Below are 17925 nucleotides of genomic sequence, written 5' to 3' on the forward strand. Positions count from 1 at the left end.
CCAAAGGGAGAAATCCCTATGGGAGAAAATAATTTTAATTAATAATTGTAGCGAAGCGCATGTTCTTTTTCACTAAGATGGTTTTCATATTCCGACTTACCAGAACTTAAACACTCTTTGAAAAAGACCTTTGAAAAATTCTTCAAGTCACTTCGGTTGTTAATTTCTTTGTCAGACATCAACTTAGCTGAGTGTGAGGTATCCACAGGCCCCAACCACCATTCATATTTAATATAAACACAATTGGTTTTTGTATGTCCATTTAGAAATCGTTTTGCATTTCTAAGTATTTTTCTACAACCGTTAAGGTCTGAAAGTAAGATATCTGGAGCAATGAGCTCTTCCAGAATATGACCAGGTAAGCCTTTCCTAAAAAGCTCAACATCGTAACTACAATACCAGTCACGATAATTAAAAGCTTTAATAAGTCTTTCAGGTGTATCCAAAGATATCTTATTCAGGATTTTTAATGCAAAGCATACAGCATCTTTTAACAACTCGTGCACCTCAACATTGATAAATGAGAAAAACGAGCTTAATTCTTTCTCTAAGGAATTATACAACTTACCGTAAATATCCTGAGAAAAAAGATACTGCAATCTTTCTTTATTATAAGTGCAATTCGAAATTGAATAGACTTCTCCTCTTTCGATTTTGCACCCTTCCCTTAAAACTATAGGAAACCTCAAATGGTTAACAATGAAAGAATGATTCTTTCTTTGCTTCAAAGCATCTAATTGAAATTTCGTAATTTCCTCCAGATTTGCATCTTCAAAACCTGGAAAGGGAATATCACAGAAACAAGAACTATATGCTTTTGCTGATTCATACATAAACTCCAGTGAAACATCAGCATCAAAAGACATACCAGAGAACATGCCCTGCCCATTGTCTAAAAATGTAATGTTTTTAACCTGTATTTTTTTATGTTGAACAACCAAAAAGGCATTAATGATTTTTTCGATAATTTTCATGTGATCCTCTCTCAATAAAAAAGGGATCACTCCCATATGGGGTGTGATCCCCACATGGGTATAATTTAATTAAAAATCTGTAAGACCTAAATCTTTATTTCTACCACAAACTGTAGAAGATATAAGACGTTTTACTCGCTTTCGAGCACTTCGGCCTGACGTATCTTTCAAGTACATCGGTAATGACAATGATGAGATTTGATTACTTCGCTTATGATGGCAGACTATATAGCCCTGCCTCCACCCCGAACGCACAAACTCACGGATGCGGTTAATATATGCCGAAGCTTGAGATTTTGTACTTATCGATTCAGAACACTTTAAGTTCTGTTCGATAGAGTAAAGCTCAGCCGCCATTAATTTCACCTCATACAGGTCATCCCCATAACTTATAGTTTTCAACAGCTCTTCCTTTTCCCGAATGAAAAATACTTGCTGCATTCCAAGGATCAGGTCATAGGCCTCTCGAAAGAGGTCGATAAGCTTATTACGAACATAAATCATAAACTCCTCAAAGTGCTGAAGCCAGAAATAAGCCGCATTACTTATTTGTGAATTGTGAGAACAAACAAGCCCTTTAGCAAGCTCGACCTCTTCCTCCCGAAAAGTAAAGTTACTTTTCTTAAACCGACTTTGTTCAAAAATGCTTTGATGCATTTCTATCCATACAGAAACAAAACCGAGGGATTCAAATTCTTCGTTTAACAAATGTAAACTTTCGAAGATTTTCTGAATTTCGATCCCGATGTCATATGACAGTGGACATTCTTTTATAGAATAAACATAACCGGGTAGGAAGTGAGATAAATGCTCAGTTCGCAAATATAAACTGAATTTAAGTTCTGTCAGTGGTTGTTTCAAAGATAATTTAGATGATTCGCTTATATTTACTGGTTCAACACCATTTCTAATCAAAATAGCTTTTACCAGGTCCGTAGCTAACTTCATACAGCCTCCAGTCGTTATTGAGGCCTCCCTGATGCAGGTTGGCCATCAGGGAAAATATGTAAATCAATTAGCAACCAATCAGACCGTTGCCATTACATTGTCAATGTATCTGACAAGGGATGGGCGGTCGTCCTGTAAGGCAAAACGGCGAAGGTCATCAAGATTATACGCAGGAAGATAATCAGCGTAACCTCGAATACGAAGGTCCTCAACCACAACTTTTATATACTCAAATCGTCCAAGATTTCCTTTTAATGGGGGTTTTCCTGGACTAGACAGCATATCGTCTGCTTGCTCCCATGTGATTTCTTTAGCTTCACCACTATGTAGATCAAGATGGACATATATGAATGACTTATAATCTCCACGGCAACGAAGATAATATTTCGGATAGAAATATTTGTCACAACGCAACAAACACGTTCCTGAAGGACGAACTACGTACAACAGGTTTCTGTCATTTTCTAATATGCCATGTTTCAAAATCGTTATATCTATCTCATTATCATGCAGCAAATAGCATGACGATGGTTCATTGACGATGCGCGATTTTATAACAGCAGCAAATTTATTAAAAACTTCGTTAGTTTGAAAATTCATTAAAATGCTCTCCGATGTAAAACGACGAGCATCACCATAACGGTAATACTCCCGTTATGGGTTTTAATAGTTTATGGAATAACCATGTCATACAACCGACCATAGCCAGTAGTACCGCACATTTATTTAACTGAGCAAGCATCTCAGCCGTGAAAAGACCTTAAAGGCAGGTAATTATCACGAAGGAAAGCGGTTATCTTATCAATACAATTTAAAAAATAATATTGATAAGATAACCCCCCCCGCAAAATGCGGGGGAGTTATCGTTGTTACAGCTGATTAAGACATTCAGGAGCCCAGTGAATCGGGAATCCATCCTGCCCTGTTAACTGGAGAACATCGTTCCAGTCGATACCCTTTTTCCCATCAGGAATATCTTGTGCTGGTTCGAAGACTTCAATTGTCAGCTTTGATGCGGGATATCGTTTAGCCAAAAACTCAACCATGCGGCTTTGAAGTCGCTGAGCAGCTTCGATACCGGCACGAGTGCCTTGTGAGTTAGCAATATCCTTATCCGCCCAGATATAAAAGTTTATATATTTTACATCCGGCGGAGGCAGTAAAAAATCAGGAACAGTAACGTTTTCAAGGCACCATGCGGAGCTGGCTGCCCAGCATGGTGTTGAAGTCGCTTCTACAACAGAAAGCGCATTCTCGATCCCTTCAGCCACTCCCAGTGTCCAGGTCGAACTACCTGAATCATAGTGAGGGTCAAACAACTGAATTGAGCCACCTGTCATATCGGCAGGAGGCTTCATCATCAGCTTTGGATTTTCTACAGGTGCCTTATCACCGTTTTTGTCTACGTATGTTCTATGGATAGTCAGAGGCCGACCTCGGGTGTCACGATAGATTGCAATCATTCCCGGATAGATAATCGATTTCTGCTTATCTTTATCCCAATAGTAGATCCGGTTATTAAAGCCTAAATCCTTTGGTAAGTGACTCAGTAAGCGGGAGATCCCACGATTACGGAGGTACAAAGCAACAGGAGTATTAGGCTTTATTTCACCGGTATAGTGATACATCACATCAAGTTTTCGCATTCGCTTTGCCACTTCCTCTCGGTCAAGAGTTTCTGTGGCACGAACTGCTGATTTATAGCGTCGTTCATTTTCAATGTCGGCGTCAGTTAACGGAGCATGCAGATCCATCCCGAAAAAATCTGAGAGAATCTTTTTGCAAGTCTGCGTTTTACTTAATTCATAATATTTCGCCAGAACATCAATTCCGTCGCAAAACTCATTTACCGGAAAGTCATTATGGATCGCACATCCGGTATAAAGGTCTTTTTGTCGGAAACGAAACTTCGATTTCCCTGCGCCAGTAAACGGGCAAGGAACCTGGCTCGGGGCTTTTGCACAAGCGTCTTTGAAAGCAGGTATTCTTTCGAATATATACTTCCAGCCAGACACTTCAGCAATTCGAGCATGAACGAGTTTAATAAAGTGTTCAGATACTTCCTGTGGTTTACGACGAAGAGCCGGGGATGCATAAGTCATGATGATCTCTCTTATCTGGCATTGTGAGTTTCTCAATGCCTTCTGCGGTGCAGAAGACAGGGAGAAACCCACAACGCAGAATTTAAGAAAGAGGGCCCGGGGGCCCTCAACATTTATGCTTCAGTCGTGAAGCCATTATTCTCAAGACGCTGTATGTAGTTATCTACAAGTAACGCAGCCTGCTGGCTATTACCCTCCGCTATAGTGACTTCGCGGAAGATTCTTTCCTGAGGGCTATCATTGCTTATAACTTCACCAACACGTCCGAAAATACGGACTTTATGCATCGCACCGACTTTTTCATGTTCTACACGGTAAGTTTTTATCTGAGTCATATTTTGCTCCTTATTCCTTCATGGAGCAAAAAGACCCACCGGGGCCTTTTTGCCCCGATTGGGTAGAGTTTATTAAGAAAGTATTTGATGAACTAGCTTACTGACTTCAATAGACAATAAAGAAGTATCATCAACTGTTACGAAAGTGTCCGTTTCAAAACCAATTATTTCATCAGTCTTAATACCAACACCAACGATTTCTATTCCATTACATTTAGCCTTTTCCATAACTTCGACGATAGTAAATTCCGATTTATTCGGATAACCATCAGTTATAAGAAAAATTATTTTCCTATCGAATTGGCTGTCAAGTAACAGATCAACAGCTGCCATTAAAGCAGATCCCGTAGGGGTATAATAACCCTTACATCCAAGAGTGAATTTCGATAGAGATTCCTCAACGCTTTGATCAAACGTTTTGATAATCTCAAATTCACTTTCCTTGAAGGGAAAAACTATATTGGAGACATGCATTTTTGACAAACTTTCAGCGGCCATCGATAAAGCAAGATCTGACTTAATGGCATGAATATATCTTTCATCATTAGCCATTGACGCTGAAATATCACGAACTAATACGAGGCCAACATGCCCTCTATTTTTAGATTCGCTTTGAGCTCTGAAGACATCACGAACTCCCATTTGTGACAGAATTAATCGATTTCCATCGAAGGTAATTCCACGCTCATGAGTTTTGTTTCGGCCACGCATTTTAACCTGCTGTAAAACAGACAAGTCGCTACCGATTGAATGACTCAGAGACAAAGCCTCATTGTAAACATTCAAATCGATAAGGAGATCAGGGATATCCCATTCAGAAGCACCGAATTCGGCTTTCACGTCATCGGATACTTTTGATGCAATACCTTCAATCTCTTTAGCCAAAGCATCGTGATAATCTTCGCTATCCTCATCACTGCTAAGAAAGGCATCCAACAAATCTGCCAGTATCTCCCATTGAGCCGATGAAAAGTTACTTTCATCTTCAACGTTAGTCGAACTGGCTTCATCTGATTCACTCTCGGAAGGGTTAATCGCATCAGTATCGTCTTCAATAATGTTATCACCCGTGGGATTGCCACCGGTGGGTTCATTATTTCCCTCGTTATCTTCAGCAAGTTCTGAAGGCTCAGAACATCCCTCTTGAGCAAGATCAGCGTTATCGGAAGTATCTGCCTGACCTTCACTATCGTCCTCAGAATCATCCTCACGACTATCAGTCGACGTAAGCGATTTATCTTCTGATTCGGTATCGGTATCGGTCTCGGATTCATCATATGCCTCCTGCTCCTCCTGCTCTGTCTGCTGCTGTTGTTCCTTTGCCTCATCCCGCAGTCTCTCTAAAAGAGCCAGGGTCTTACGAGCAAGGGATTCACAGCCCTGAGTATTTTCACAACCAAGAGCATCATGAAAAATTTCCTCAACATCAGAAATTACTGGAGAAAGTATCTTTTGGGCATAGTCAAAAAACGGATCGAGGGTTTCTTTGTGACCTACCTGCTGAAGGACTTTTACTCGCAATGAGTTAAGCAGATACCACTCAATAAATAGGACAGGATTTTCCGGACGAGAAGATATATCAGGAGTCATCCTTCCGGCTTTAACCATCAGTGCGTAAGTGGCTGCAAGCCGCCGCTTTGCATCCGGATAATCGTTACCAACCTTCTCTTCCATCTGTACATCATCGAACAGATTTATAAGCCCGGTAAGACGTTTTGCCCTGCTATAAGCTTTACGTTTCTCAGCGAGGCTCTCAAACTCTGCATTCATTCCGTCATCGAAGCGTGTAAACCCTTCAGATGACATGAGAACACTATTAAAGGCGTCACTGTAAACCTCACTGACGGTATAGCGACCATGACCAGCTTCATGACAGGTAAAACCTTCAATCAGACTGACAAAGTCATCATCGCTATAATCGCCGTTTGGTAAAACACAAACTTTATTGACAGGATCAAAATACGGTCCTTTGGTATTGTCGTCTATTACAACTCTTACATCGCCTAAGCCGCTAATGACTTTTGCTATATTCTGTAAACGCTTAATATGGCGCGGCGATGATTTAAGATCTAATTTCATAGAATACCTCTTTATAAAAAGGGGTACTCACCCAGATGGTGAAGTACCCATCTGGGGTTTTTAATAAAGCAAACAGTTACCAGCCTTTGAGCTCGATATCAAAACCATTTTCAGCATTGTCTTCCTGTTGCGAAACTGATTTCTCAGGTTCAGCTACAGAATCAGTGTTTGAAAACGTGCTGTTTTTTATATCGTTCTCTACGACAGGTTCAACCTGAAACACATTTGTTGAATCTAAAATAGCTTCAATACCTGTGTTCTGTAGCGCGTTCGGTTCTGTTTGTGAGCTTTGATTAAATGATCTGGTAATAGATTCCAACCAGTCAGTAACCTTTTGCTCTCCTGAAATAATACGCTTTAACATTGAAGCATCACTCATGAAATAAAACCACTGCTGTAACACCGCAACGTCGCGAGGTTCAGAAATGGCACCTTTAGGTAAATTATTCATTATGTGTTTTATAGCTTCTGCAAGTACTGCCGCCTCTTTATGTATAAACATGAAGCTAATGATCTTATTTTGCATTTGCTTCAGTCGGTCAATAGTACTTGAGCGCAAATTATTATTTTTACTAATTTTTTCATAAACCCTCATTGCTTCTTCTGCCAGATCTGTTATCAATTGTTCCTGATAGTAGTCCTGGGTTTCATCACCTTCAACGCTAATAGGCGTAAAAGGAATAAAGTGAGCAATATTAAATCTAAAGGATTTTATGAAATCATCTTTAGTTAATTTCAACTGATCAATCAAAGAAGACATTCTTGGGCTTCTATTTTTTTCAGCCTCAATATGCATCTCATAATTGTCTACAACGTTTTGAATACCTGCCTGAAACTCTCGTTCAATCTCTTGGGCCCCTTCCAGAAACTCTTCCATACTGGAAACTGGTAAAATCCACATATTGCTATAGCGGATGCACAAGCGTGAGCAAAGGGTTGATATTCTGCTGGTAATCGTACTTTTGAAGCTAAGGGCTTTTATGTCAATCCAACGTACTTCGCTTTTAGATACGCTTTTTTGATCCGTAATATCATCTCCATCATAAGACAAATCGATTTTATCGGTTCGACGCGATCCTTGACAGCCACTTATTTCAATTTTTGTTATAACTGCACCTTCCAGTAAATCTGGATATGATTTTGCAAAATTCTCAGAGATTTGTTTTGCAGATACTTTGTTAAGCATTGAAGTATTTAAAGTCATGGGTTTCTCCAAAAAAAAGGGGAAACCCTCCCCAACGGGAAAGATTTCCCGATAGGGTTGATATTAAAGCTTCTCTGGTGCAATTAAAAGAATACCGGGAAACTCAGCGGCAACATCATCATTGCCCATTGCTCCCTGATACATATAACCTTTTAATTCCATTTCTTTAATTAGACCTTCCATATTTATTTTACCATCATGATAAAACAATAAAGAATAGTCGTTATTCAGTTGCATAAGTCCAGTAAAATTAGTTCCGTTTTTTGCTATAGCAATGGTAGCAGCACCATCCGTACTTAAAAACGCACTAAATTCAAGATGGGATAACTCTGAGATACAAATATCAGAGGTTTCATAACAAATCCCATCTAACTCGACTTTTTTGCTGTGAAATACTCCAGCGATTTATCCTTGTCTTCGCCAAGAGAAAGATCTATAGCTTGAAGAACAAGATCGACCACATGTAAAGGTAAAGCAGAAGCAAAAGCTATTTTGAAAGTGTCAAGAAGACTAAAGGTTTTTAACGTCATCGACGTGCCAACCCAAGCTACTAATTGACGAATATCCATCACACTGTCTTCTGTACCAGAGTCATTTACTGCAATCGCTACTCTTACGAACTTCTCAATGACCTGAAAAGGCAAAGAGCTATATCGTTTAGTAAGCACATTGGTTAAAGCAACTTTGTCGGGCTTCTCCATTTCAACTATCAAGAACCGCTTTATAAAAGCTGCATCTTGACGTTGAGAAGAAACGAACCGGCGAGCGCCTCCACTCATGTTTGTGTTTGCAGTACCAATAAATCGCGTGTAGCCATTAGCAGTTATAACCTCACCACCATTAGCACTGAGTGACCAGGGCTTACGTTCAATGGGCATGTGAAGTTTTGCTGCCGTATCAGGATCGATTTTGTCCACTTCATCCAGAAGAATGAGGTGACCATTACGAAATCCCGTTACCAAATCGCTGTGTACAAAACCTGTATTACCACCATTAAGACTGCGCTCACCTTCAAGCTCATCAACTCGAATATTGCTGTTGATCTGCTTAATTGTCAGCGGCCAATTCATCATGTGGCTAATGTACATTACCATTTCAGTCTTGCCAGAACCGGACTCACCTTTAAGACACACACTTAAATCTATATCCGGACTGATAAGCAGTTTAACCACTTGTTCAAGTATTCGGGGATTTGGTATGTAGTCTTTGTTCAGCGGAGCTCGATACGAGGTTTTAGTTTTGAAAACAGGCACAGCCATCTTTGGATCCATTTCTGGAATACCAAAAAGGTCCTTTGCTAGAACTAAAAGATACTCACCTTTATCCACATAATGTTTTAACTTTATAACATCCGGGGAAAGAAGAGCTTCTAATTTTTCATAAGCATCAGAAGATGTTTCATTTAACTTCATAGCGGCATTAGACATTTTTAACTCCGGTAAAATGCAAACACCGCCCTCTGGCAGATGTTTGCCAGTGGCATTTTATTTGAGATTCATTTGGCAAATAGTTGCCATCAGTTTCCTGATTTGAGGCACATTATAACCAAGATGATTTCCCACTATTTCAAAAGCTTCAGACATGATCCATTCAAAATGATTTTCGAATATTGGATTTATTTCTAACTTGCCAAAAGCGTTTCGTTTAGTTAACAGATCACATGAAACAAGCTCGTCAAACAACTCTAATGTGGATTTAAAAGCTTTTATGTAAACATCCATAATTTCCCTGTCAGTCCATTTAACAGCCAGTTTTTTTTCTGACATTAAATAATCCTGATCAAAGAAGATGTCCCAGCCCATATCGTCATTGCAATCATGCAAAATGATTTCATCATCATTCCTGCATTCAGCTAATTTCGTGTTTTCACTAATCGAACGATGCGAATGATAATAGAGCCATGATTTTAATTCCGCTCTAAATTCACATGCATCAAGTCCATGAGATAAACAAGTGTATTCAAATGATTTTGACATATACCACCGTGTTTCAGCTTCTAAAAGTGGATTCACTGTGATATTACCATTGTCATCTTTGAAGAATAACTTTCTCCTCAACACTAGTTCTTTAATGATTTCCAAAGACTCTTCCATAGCGGATAGAAAAACAACATACACATCCTCAGGGGTCCATTCTATTACCAGACCACCCAAATCTGGGTTATATTCTTCAACCGAATATAGATAATCTGTTTCTGCTGCAAAATTAATTGTATGCAAAATCTGATTTTTAAGTAATTTGGATTTTTCATAAAGGTGATTTTCACGCCTTTCAGAATCATAATTTATCTCAGAAATGTTACTTTCATCTGATTTAAAGTTTAATCCGGACGTGTATGCATCATTTAAATGCTCTTTGGGTGAATCAACTATTTGCGTTATTTCATCTTCATCTATATCGAATATAGAAAAAAAACTAAGTTGATTACTACTTATTGCAGTAGCCCTAAATTTTTGTTTCATGGGGACTCCAAAAGGAGAAATCCCATGAAGGGATTTCTCCCCTTTAGGGTGGGTTTAATGTCAGATCTGATTAAAGCTACTTTGTCCAAAACCTTTTAGAGGTTTAGGTATGTGAGCCAACTTACTTGTTGCTACCACTCTCATGTAGTCAAGAGGATGTTCTCTCCCTTCAATCATAATAGTATCGACAACAATATAACCGGAGACCATCAACTCATCACCCTGATTTATACCAGTGAAACAGGTTGAATACATTTCAGGCGACACCTTGATTTGAACTGAAAATTCTCTCTCAGTGATTTCACCATCAACTTCTGTCTTCATCCTATTTTTGAGCTTTATTAACAAACCTATACTCTGGTCAGTCATTTTTTTCTCCACAGCACTGATAACTATCCCGGACACTTTTACTTCATTGATATATTCAAGATATGACATTTTCCGCTCCTCGATTTGTTCAAAGAGAAGCCCCGTTAGGGTTCCCCCTTAACAGGATTAAATAAATTTATTAGTTACATACATGAACGTGCAGACTACCAAACAGGCAATTCCGGCAATATGTAACCAATTTCTTGTTGGTTTAGTTGGTGCAATCGCTAAAGAGTTCTCCAACTTCTCTGTTACAAGACGTCGATTCTCTGCTTTAGCCGCATCATCTAAATATTGAGTTTCACGCTTAGCGAGAGTCTCAATTTTCGATTTTATTGCATGGTCCCATCCTTTAGTTTCAAAAACGCTTAACTCACTAAAGGTGTGCGTCATGAGATCTTCTGGGAAACCCAGTTTTTTCATTAACGGACGAATGGTATCATACATTTTTTCTACATTTTCGTAGTGGGCCTTTACTGCGACATCAAAACGCTTACGTAAAGTTAATTTTTCACGTTTGCAAATGATGTCCGAAACCCAATTTATTAACTGCTCATTTTTGAGTTCACTGGCTTTTTCAAGTGAGTAATCCAGATTATCCACGTCAAGAAATGAATTTAATCCGTATTTTTCAAACTCCTCAACAAGATATTTATCCAGTTCAGTTAAGCTTTTAAAAAGTGGTACATCTGGGGAAGCTTTAAGAAGCTTATAAGCTCCTTCGAAATCAATTTTCTTGACCACGAGCTCCACAACATCCACATGATAATAGCTTGAATAAGCAGAAAGCTTTTCGGCCAACAAAGACACAGGCTTAAGAGACTTAAGTTCAATGATATTTGGGCCGTCCTCATTCAAAATAACAATCAGTTCATTATCACGTTCTGTATATTTCATCAGAACTTCTAAGAGCTGTTTGTTTAGCGCCTTATCCATCTCTGGAATAATTTCACTAAAGGTTTGATGAAGGGCTTTACTGCGAGCTTTATTTTTAGACATTTGGGGTCACCTATATATAGTAAGAAGGAAGAAACAAATTTTTGTTTCAACACGAAGGCAAAGCCTGTCATTCATCTCCCGTAAGCTATGAACCGCCTGATTTATACTATCTGGCATTAGAAGTACGCAACAAAAATAGCCCCAGGAGGAGCTAAATTAGTTACGGTTTGGTAAATTCAGATTGCCTTTTGCAGGCATGGGAAGTGCACCAGCGACAAAGGTGACATTTTGCCGGTGGTGTCTTACAGCTTGTTTAAGCTGGCCGCTTTTCACGGCTAAATCAACGCTTAACGCGAAAGTAACTTTAAGCAAAGTTACTCAAATTTGGGAGCTGATATTTAAGCTCATTGTTTTTATACTATAGCTTTAAGCATAAGTAAATGCCCATATCGAATTATTCTGTATAAAGTGGAGAAATTCGAATATTAGCTGCTTCTTTCATCTTTTCTTCACTGCATTCTCTTAAAAAGAAAGAAGGATCACCATACCACATTACAAAAAGTTGCTTTTCTGCACGCGTAAATCCAACATAAAGCAAACGTCTTTCTTCTTCTATTGCCTCCTCCCCAACTGATCTTTTACTTGGTATCTGATCCGCATTACAACTCATTATTATTACTTTATTCCACTCAAGACCCTTTGAACCATGCAAGGTTGATAGGACTACTTTCTCTGGGCTGTATTCCTCGTCCTTCTTCCTAGGGCCTAATGACATTGCAGCAGCACGATTTATCATATTCATCCAACCAGTCTTTTCTGCCCACTGTTTACAAGTGTCTAAAGCAATTTTTGTTAAGGTTGCTGTACCTTTATTACTCCTCATCTTGATTGACGACGATTCCATCCATTTCGTAAGGTTGGCGAAACGTTTTGCTATCTCAACTTTATCAGAACTTTCCTGGGTAAAGCGCACGAAGTTTGAATGTAATGTTTTTGTTTCGAGAGAACTGTCCTCCGGGATGGCAAGGTCGCCAAAAGTAACTTTTCTTCCTCTCATACTCAATGCCACTTCATCCAAAACTGATTCCTGTTCTCCAAACAATGCCAATACTCTCTTCATTAAGCGAGGATCATTTGATTGTCGGAAAAAGGCCATAAGGCTTAACACATCGCTTGTTTCTTTTTCATCCCAGAATGATTTACCTCCGTAACGAATTACTGGCTGTTCGATCAAACTTTCTAGCTCATCCAAGTGAGCATTATTGCGGCTTAGAATTGCCCATCCATGTGGATCCTGATTTATAAGGCTTAAAATACCCTGTATCTGTTCCTCCATATCTACATATGAACGAAAAGTGACCTTTCCCCCTCCCTTTTTTGCCGAGCGTAACTCTTTGGCATAACGGTAAACATTCTTTCCTATCAGTGCTCCGGCCACCTCTAAAATTTCAGGTTCACACCTAAAGCATGTGTTTAAGTAAAATATGTTAGGTCTGAAGTGTTTTTCAAACTGTTGAAATATTTTGACTCCTCCTGAGGATCTGAAGGAGTAGATGGCCTGATCATCGTCTCCAACTATACTCGTATAGACTCCAGCTCTTGTATGCAATGCTATCCATGAGAATTGTATAGAGTCAGTATCCTGAACTTCGTCTACTATCAAATGTGTCAAATCTAACGTGCGCATTTTTCCCGAATGCATTTGACCGACAACAAATTTTGAAAGAGCATTGAGGTCCGCCACATGGTCTTTCTGGCATAACGCCTGATAGGTATTAAACAAATGGATCTGTTGTCTGTTATGCCGAACTGAAATCACATCCGTATCCATTTCTCTGCCGATAGCATCAATAACGAATTCAGCTTCAGCAAACTTCATCGTTACACCGGATTCTTTCAAAGCCCGGTGAATGACAGATCTCTGTGCTGGCCCTATCAACATCTTTCCCGGCCAGCGAATCATGTCCAGTTGCTTCTTAACGAGTCCGTGAAAAGTATCCACCAGCACCCGGTCAAGATCCTTCTTGCTCAATCGCTTTTGTAACTTTGCTGCAAGTGCGTTTGTTGCAGCGCGAGTAAAGGTCACCATCCCGATTCTTGCATATGGATACTTTTTGAGAATCGATATAACCGCTTCTATCATGGTGAACGATTTGCCTGATCCAGGCGCTGCTATCACCATATTGTTTGCGCTAGCATTCTCGATAACAGGTCTTTGCTCTTCTGTTGGCTTACCCATTTCAACCTCATTACTTCGTTTTAATAATTATACATTTTTATAAAAGCGCTTTTCTTGTGTACTGCTGGTTCTACTGGAAATCACTTTTTTTCCTTTTTTATGCAATCAGGTTGTTTGTGAAACGCGTGACTATGGAATAATGGTTCCATCTCCAAAAGACATTACAAAAAGGGCTTTAAATGAAACTTTTACGTTTAGTATCTCTGGTCTCTTCTGTCGTCATTGGTTTTTCCCTATCGGGTTGTGCCGGTGACACCGGCACTACGCCAGGCACCGCTCTGAATGCGTACAGTCACGGCCAGTACTGGCATGCTAATGCAAATGATTCTGTCGCCAAGAATGCCTATTCGTTTGCTGGTTTCGACGTTAATTTTAAGGAGCAAGAGGTTACTCCTGGAGGGGATGCCGACAACTTTCTTTCTAAGTATCTCATCAATAGTTCGATGGGCTACGTAACAGGCGGTCTAAAAGGTTTTGGGATCATGAGCCTCAGCTCTTTGTACAGTTCTTCTGACGCCGAATACATCCAGGTCAATCAATACCTAGTGTTCGTCCCCAATCCAAAAAAATTGCCTTACAATGATGAAAGTTTGGTACGTGAGGGAGCTAAGTATGTTTTTGAGCATACAAAAGCAACTCAGGCCTCATTTGGATACAACCCTGAAAAACAGAAAGCAGCTCTGGCCACATGTAAAATTGATATGGCAGTCGTCAATAAATGGAGTACCTGTGATCTGCCCTCTAAGCCTGATGCTGATGTTTTCCCTACAGATTCAATGTACAGCTTTCAGGCGATTCGCCCCGCAACAGGAACCGAAATTCCTGAGCTAAACCTTCCCGCTGGTGATTACGCTGTAATTCGTTATGTGTTCATCCCATTTAAAGGAAACGAAACAAGCGCTGATTTTTCGGGTATCATTTTCCGTTCTGATAGCCCAAATACAACAACTCCAGGGGGTGTTGCAGCCTCCATCAACGGAAAAGATTATTACCTCTTTACCGGTGAATACGGTAAAAAAGGCTTCCCAGAAAAAACATTGAAAGCCAAGTAATTAAAAAAGGGGCCTAACGGCCCCTTCTTCAATATTTCGGCAACTGCTTGCCCGTAACCGGATCCAGCGTAGTTGAACCTACCTCACATATGGCCGGTCGAGGTAAATAGCTACAATCTACATTTTCCTCTTTTATAGCCTGAGCATTTTCTTGTCTGGCCTTTATCATATTTTCTTCACCGCCCATTGCTTCCTTGGTACGTTCTGATGGAAGTTGATAGTTCTCATTCTGGAATGGTAAGTTTTCCACAATTGATTCTTCGGAGAATTTTGAATATTGATCAGGAACTTCTCCTACCTGAACTGCATCATTAATCCACTCCGTCAGATCAATTTTATCGAAATCCAGTTGCTGTATTTGCTTTATTGATAGCCCCACGCAATTAGAGGCGACAGGGTCTATTCCTAATTGCGGATAAGCTTGTTGCATAATAACGCGTGACAACATGGAATTATAACAGCACATGTCTGTTGCTTTTTTAACGCATTTCTTTGTGAAACCAACATTCAGATATTTGACGCATCGTTCCGTATCTAATGTAAAACAGGATTTTTGATTCTTATGAATAGAAGCTTCCATCTCTTTCTGGTCGCATGCTACCAACATTTCTAAAAGCATTTTAGTGACCTGATAGGCTGTATAAATCCAACCGATCACGTTTAATGCAAGCATAAAGTTTTGAACCGCAGCCGAGAAGACAACCTCTCCTCCGGTAGTAGCAACGTTCTTAAAGACAAAGTCACGAACTGTATCTGGTAGCAATTCGTAGGCTTTCTTCATTGCCATCTGCTTAAGCTGACCTATACCGAAGCTGGACATTGTTTCCTGTGCCAACTGGCCAGCACCTCCTGCCCCTCCAGAAGTTGCGGAAGACCCAACTGCCCTGCTTAGATTACCAGCGACGTTTTCATATACGCTCGTTAAGGAGCTCGTGACGTTGTTCCACATTTGCCCTACTGTTTTACCAGCTGATGCAGTCCACTCTCCGACCGCATTAGACATAGAAGCCCATGTACCTGTATCACCGCCGGTCCATTTTATTAGCTGAGCATTAACTCTGGTCCAGTTTGTGTTTCTGATCATAGATCCGGCAAGCATGATACCTTCAAGTGCTCCTGCGGTTCCCTGTGGTGCTTCGCAGCAGTCCGTCTTTGCCAGGCCATTTACAAAGCCTACTGAACGACCACACCATTCAGGTTTTCCTTCAAAGACGGAACATGAATTGGCATCGTTAGGGTCTTCGCATTTGGCTTCGCCCTGCATGTACTGAACCATGTTTGAATAAGCCGCAACTTTTCCAAAATCGTTGTTCTCTTCCTTTGGCCCAGTTTCGCATGTTCCACCTGAACATGGGATCATGCCAACACAGGCATTTGTAGAAGATTCAACCTCCCGAACTACATCCTTCCCTCTGTCACAGGTGTATTTCTGTTCATACATGTAGCAACTGTTAGTGCCCTCATCGAACCAACCCTCTGCACATGTTTGTTTATCGAGTACACATGCTGCATCATTTTTATAAGCACTACATGCATCAGGCATACTCTTTATTTCTTCATAGTTGTAACAGAGGTCCTTTCCATTAGCGTCTTTCATAATTTTTCCACTAGCGTCATAAGAGCAAATTTTGTCTTTGGCCAATGGATCACAAAAGTAGCCTTCAAGGTTTGTCTTCCAGGTAAGAAATCCTTTATCACCTTCATACAGAGGCTTTGCCAATGAAAGCACGCTTTCCGGAAGCCGTTTTGTGCCAACATCCATATCTTTAAACCGATCGAAACGGCAGAATGTATTCGGAGCTTGTACAGCATCGTAACAACCAGCTGGTTCCTGGACGTGCTTATCTTCGAGCTTCATATTTTCAAAAGTCAGCTCAACCTCAAAATACCCTTCACCCTTCCCACCAACCCATACTCTGGATGCCATTGTCACTTCTCGATCAGGCTCCTCATACACCGATTTTCTGACCTTATCAGTCACATCGTAAACCTTGTCGAGTTTCCACGATTTTTTTAACTCCCAAGATCCCTTAGGAGCCGGATAGTCACTTTCTCGATATGCACCATCTATGTGAGCAAAAATCTGCGTGCCATCAAGTGTTACCCGCATGTGGTCATCCCACTCCGCGTTAACAATCTTTGCTGAGGCCAATTTTGCATCCGGATGGAATTTTAATGTCAGTTCGTTATCATATACCCCGTCACTCCAGTAGTTGTCATCACGGCGACCAAACCATATACGCACACAATTATCGCCGCACATCGACATGTCTCCGTTTCCGCCTGAAATGTAAACAGGGACTGAAAAATCACGGGTTATCGTGCAGCTGCTGAAGTTATCTTGCTTAGGCGAGTTACAGTAGAACTCTTTGTAATCAGGATAGTGTGTGGTTACTGTTTTTTTAGAGGTCTCAACATTACAGTTCTGAAGCCAGTTTCCAGTACCAGCAACAGCATTTGTTATCTCATTTCTCCCCGCAGTAAACATGGGATCGTTAGGCTTTATAGATGATGCCGGGTTGTCCTTGTTAGCATTTACGAGGGTGCGGTAGGCAACGCCATCATAACTTTGAGCATCAAATAACTGGCTTTTCCGATTCTTTATATCGTTTACAAAGCCATCCTCATCCCCATAACGATCTGCGGCATTGAACTTAATATCGCTGTGCTTTTGCTCTGAGCTGAAAATCTCTCCGGTATTTGTTTTGGTTCCAGGAGTAGTATTGGGATTACTGCTTATACCAATGTTGCCATTAGCATCCCGAGAGAGCAGCTTTGCCCCTTCCTTGGTATAGTTTGAATTGATTGTCCCTCCAGACATACTCGGCAGTTGTACGGCGCTACCAATGGACTTTCCATCGGATGCGGCATTTTTCATGACACTTTCATTTGAGTTCCCTGCCCCATACTTTCCGAGATTAAGATTAGCGGATTCGGCTTTACCCACGTATTTCTCGGTGATCTTCCCACTGACATTCTCGCCTGAATCCGCATTCTTGTACTTCTCAACAATGTCCTGAGCACTGGTTGTCGCATTGCGATTTGCGTTAGGATTAGCAAGATTAAAGTTACTTTCGAGCTGGTCAAATATAGCGTCTGCCGCATAAATACGAGGAGTCATTACCATATTTATGAGAGAGATATAAAAAGCCCAACTCATAGTATTGGCAATCATTGATGCAATAATAGTTGAAGCTATCGTTTTTCTAAGTTTCATTATTT

At 40.3% G+C, this 17925-nt stretch carries 15 protein-coding genes; 1 reads left to right on the forward strand and 14 read right to left on the reverse strand.

What is annotated here, in order from left to right:
• Positions 1-38 precede the first annotated feature (38 nt).
• The 13 genes from V6E55_RS17960 to trhI form a co-directional block, all read right to left on the reverse strand.
• Entirely contained in the window at positions 39-974 is a 936-nt protein-coding gene (locus tag V6E55_RS17960; RefSeq protein WP_000691119.1) for a hypothetical protein, read from the reverse strand.
• A 69-nt stretch (positions 975-1043) separates the two neighbouring features.
• A complete protein-coding gene (locus V6E55_RS17965) occupies positions 1044-1922 on the reverse strand; it encodes a hypothetical protein (RefSeq protein WP_000762003.1) in 879 nt (292 codons plus the stop codon).
• 78 nt (positions 1923-2000) lie between these two features.
• Positions 2001-2522, reverse strand: coding sequence for a hypothetical protein (locus V6E55_RS17970; protein ID WP_001011130.1), 522 nt, complete (start codon positions 2520-2522; stop codon positions 2001-2003).
• Between the two features lie 269 nt (positions 2523-2791).
• Positions 2792-4024 carry a DUF7146 domain-containing protein gene (locus tag V6E55_RS17975; RefSeq protein ID WP_000220379.1) on the reverse strand — a complete coding sequence of 411 codons (1233 nt, stop codon included), beginning with the start codon at positions 4022-4024 and terminating at the stop codon, positions 2792-2794.
• Between the two features lie 113 nt (positions 4025-4137).
• On the reverse strand, positions 4138-4359 hold the full coding sequence (locus V6E55_RS17980) for a hypothetical protein (protein ID WP_000192120.1): 222 nt from the start codon (positions 4357-4359) through the stop codon (positions 4138-4140).
• A gap of 72 nt (positions 4360-4431) precedes the next feature.
• Positions 4432-6438, reverse strand: coding sequence for a VWA domain-containing protein (locus V6E55_RS17985; protein ID WP_000762700.1), 2007 nt, complete (start codon positions 6436-6438; stop codon positions 4432-4434).
• A 76-nt stretch (positions 6439-6514) separates the two neighbouring features.
• Complete coding sequence (locus V6E55_RS17990; protein WP_000174396.1) at positions 6515-7642, reverse strand: DUF3150 domain-containing protein; 1128 nt, start codon at positions 7640-7642, stop codon at positions 6515-6517.
• Positions 7643-7705: 63 nt separating this feature from the next.
• Entirely contained in the window at positions 7706-7879 is a 174-nt protein-coding gene (locus tag V6E55_RS17995; RefSeq protein WP_001176645.1) for a hypothetical protein, read from the reverse strand.
• Between the two features lie 131 nt (positions 7880-8010).
• On the reverse strand, positions 8011-9069 hold the full coding sequence (locus V6E55_RS18000; RefSeq protein WP_000063335.1) for an ATP-binding protein: 1059 nt from the start codon (positions 9067-9069) through the stop codon (positions 8011-8013).
• Between the two features lie 57 nt (positions 9070-9126).
• The gene (locus V6E55_RS18005; RefSeq protein WP_000810361.1) at positions 9127-10104 is read right to left on the reverse strand and encodes a hypothetical protein; all 978 of its coding nucleotides are present in this window, start codon (positions 10102-10104) and stop codon (positions 9127-9129) included.
• 60 nt (positions 10105-10164) lie between these two features.
• On the reverse strand, positions 10165-10542 hold the full coding sequence (locus V6E55_RS18010) for a hypothetical protein (RefSeq protein WP_000120822.1): 378 nt from the start codon (positions 10540-10542) through the stop codon (positions 10165-10167).
• Positions 10543-10599: 57 nt separating this feature from the next.
• The gene (locus tag V6E55_RS18015; RefSeq protein WP_000041927.1) at positions 10600-11472 is read right to left on the reverse strand and encodes a hypothetical protein; all 873 of its coding nucleotides are present in this window, start codon (positions 11470-11472) and stop codon (positions 10600-10602) included.
• A 394-nt stretch (positions 11473-11866) separates the two neighbouring features.
• Positions 11867-13651: an IncHI-type conjugal transfer helicase TrhI gene (gene trhI / locus V6E55_RS18020; protein WP_044704554.1), complete on the reverse strand. Its 1785-nt coding sequence runs from the start codon at positions 13649-13651 to the stop codon at positions 11867-11869.
• A 179-nt stretch (positions 13652-13830) separates the two neighbouring features.
• Here trhI and V6E55_RS18025 point away from each other — a divergent pair, with 179 nt between their 5' ends.
• Entirely contained in the window at positions 13831-14703 is an 873-nt protein-coding gene (locus tag V6E55_RS18025; RefSeq protein ID WP_000771834.1) for a hypothetical protein, read from the forward strand.
• 28 nt (positions 14704-14731) lie between these two features.
• Here the strand turns inward: V6E55_RS18025 and trhN are convergent, their stop codons facing one another.
• Positions 14732-17920 carry an IncHI-type conjugal transfer protein TrhN gene (trhN, locus tag V6E55_RS18030; RefSeq protein ID WP_000776701.1) on the reverse strand — a complete coding sequence of 1063 codons (3189 nt, stop codon included), beginning with the start codon at positions 17918-17920 and terminating at the stop codon, positions 14732-14734.
• Positions 17921-17925 lie beyond the last annotated feature (5 nt).

The organism is Enterobacter sp. 342, assembly GCF_036663495.1.
GTDB lineage: Bacteria > Pseudomonadota > Gammaproteobacteria > Enterobacterales > Enterobacteriaceae > Enterobacter.

Excerpts from the sequence above, each read along its gene's own strand:
- V6E55_RS17960 (WP_000691119.1), bottom strand. The coding sequence starts at position 974 with ATGAAAATTATCGAAAAAATCATTAATGCCTTTTTGGTTGTTCAACAT.
- V6E55_RS17965 (WP_000762003.1), bottom strand. The coding sequence starts at position 1,922 with ATGAAGTTAGCTACGGACCTGGTAAAAGCTATTTTGATTAGAAATGGT.
- V6E55_RS17970 (WP_001011130.1), bottom strand. The coding sequence starts at position 2,522 with ATGAATTTTCAAACTAACGAAGTTTTTAATAAATTTGCTGCTGTTATA.
- V6E55_RS17975 (WP_000220379.1), bottom strand. The coding sequence starts at position 4,024 with ATGACTTATGCATCCCCGGCTCTTCGTCGTAAACCACAGGAAGTATCT.
- V6E55_RS17980 (WP_000192120.1), bottom strand. The coding sequence starts at position 4,359 with ATGACTCAGATAAAAACTTACCGTGTAGAACATGAAAAAGTCGGTGCG.
- V6E55_RS17985 (WP_000762700.1), bottom strand. The coding sequence starts at position 6,438 with ATGAAATTAGATCTTAAATCATCGCCGCGCCATATTAAGCGTTTACAG.
- V6E55_RS17990 (WP_000174396.1), bottom strand. The coding sequence starts at position 7,642 with ATGACTTTAAATACTTCAATGCTTAACAAAGTATCTGCAAAACAAATC.
- V6E55_RS17995 (WP_001176645.1), bottom strand. The coding sequence starts at position 7,879 with ATGCAACTGAATAACGACTATTCTTTATTGTTTTATCATGATGGTAAA.
- V6E55_RS18000 (WP_000063335.1), bottom strand. The coding sequence starts at position 9,069 with ATGTCTAATGCCGCTATGAAGTTAAATGAAACATCTTCTGATGCTTAT.
- V6E55_RS18005 (WP_000810361.1), bottom strand. The coding sequence starts at position 10,104 with ATGAAACAAAAATTTAGGGCTACTGCAATAAGTAGTAATCAACTTAGT.
- V6E55_RS18010 (WP_000120822.1), bottom strand. The coding sequence starts at position 10,542 with ATGTCATATCTTGAATATATCAATGAAGTAAAAGTGTCCGGGATAGTT.
- V6E55_RS18015 (WP_000041927.1), bottom strand. The coding sequence starts at position 11,472 with ATGTCTAAAAATAAAGCTCGCAGTAAAGCCCTTCATCAAACCTTTAGT.
- trhI (WP_044704554.1), bottom strand. The coding sequence starts at position 13,651 with ATGGGTAAGCCAACAGAAGAGCAAAGACCTGTTATCGAGAATGCTAGC.
- V6E55_RS18025 (WP_000771834.1), top strand. The coding sequence starts at position 13,831 with ATGAAACTTTTACGTTTAGTATCTCTGGTCTCTTCTGTCGTCATTGGT.
- trhN (WP_000776701.1), bottom strand. The coding sequence starts at position 17,920 with ATGAAACTTAGAAAAACGATAGCTTCAACTATTATTGCATCAATGATT.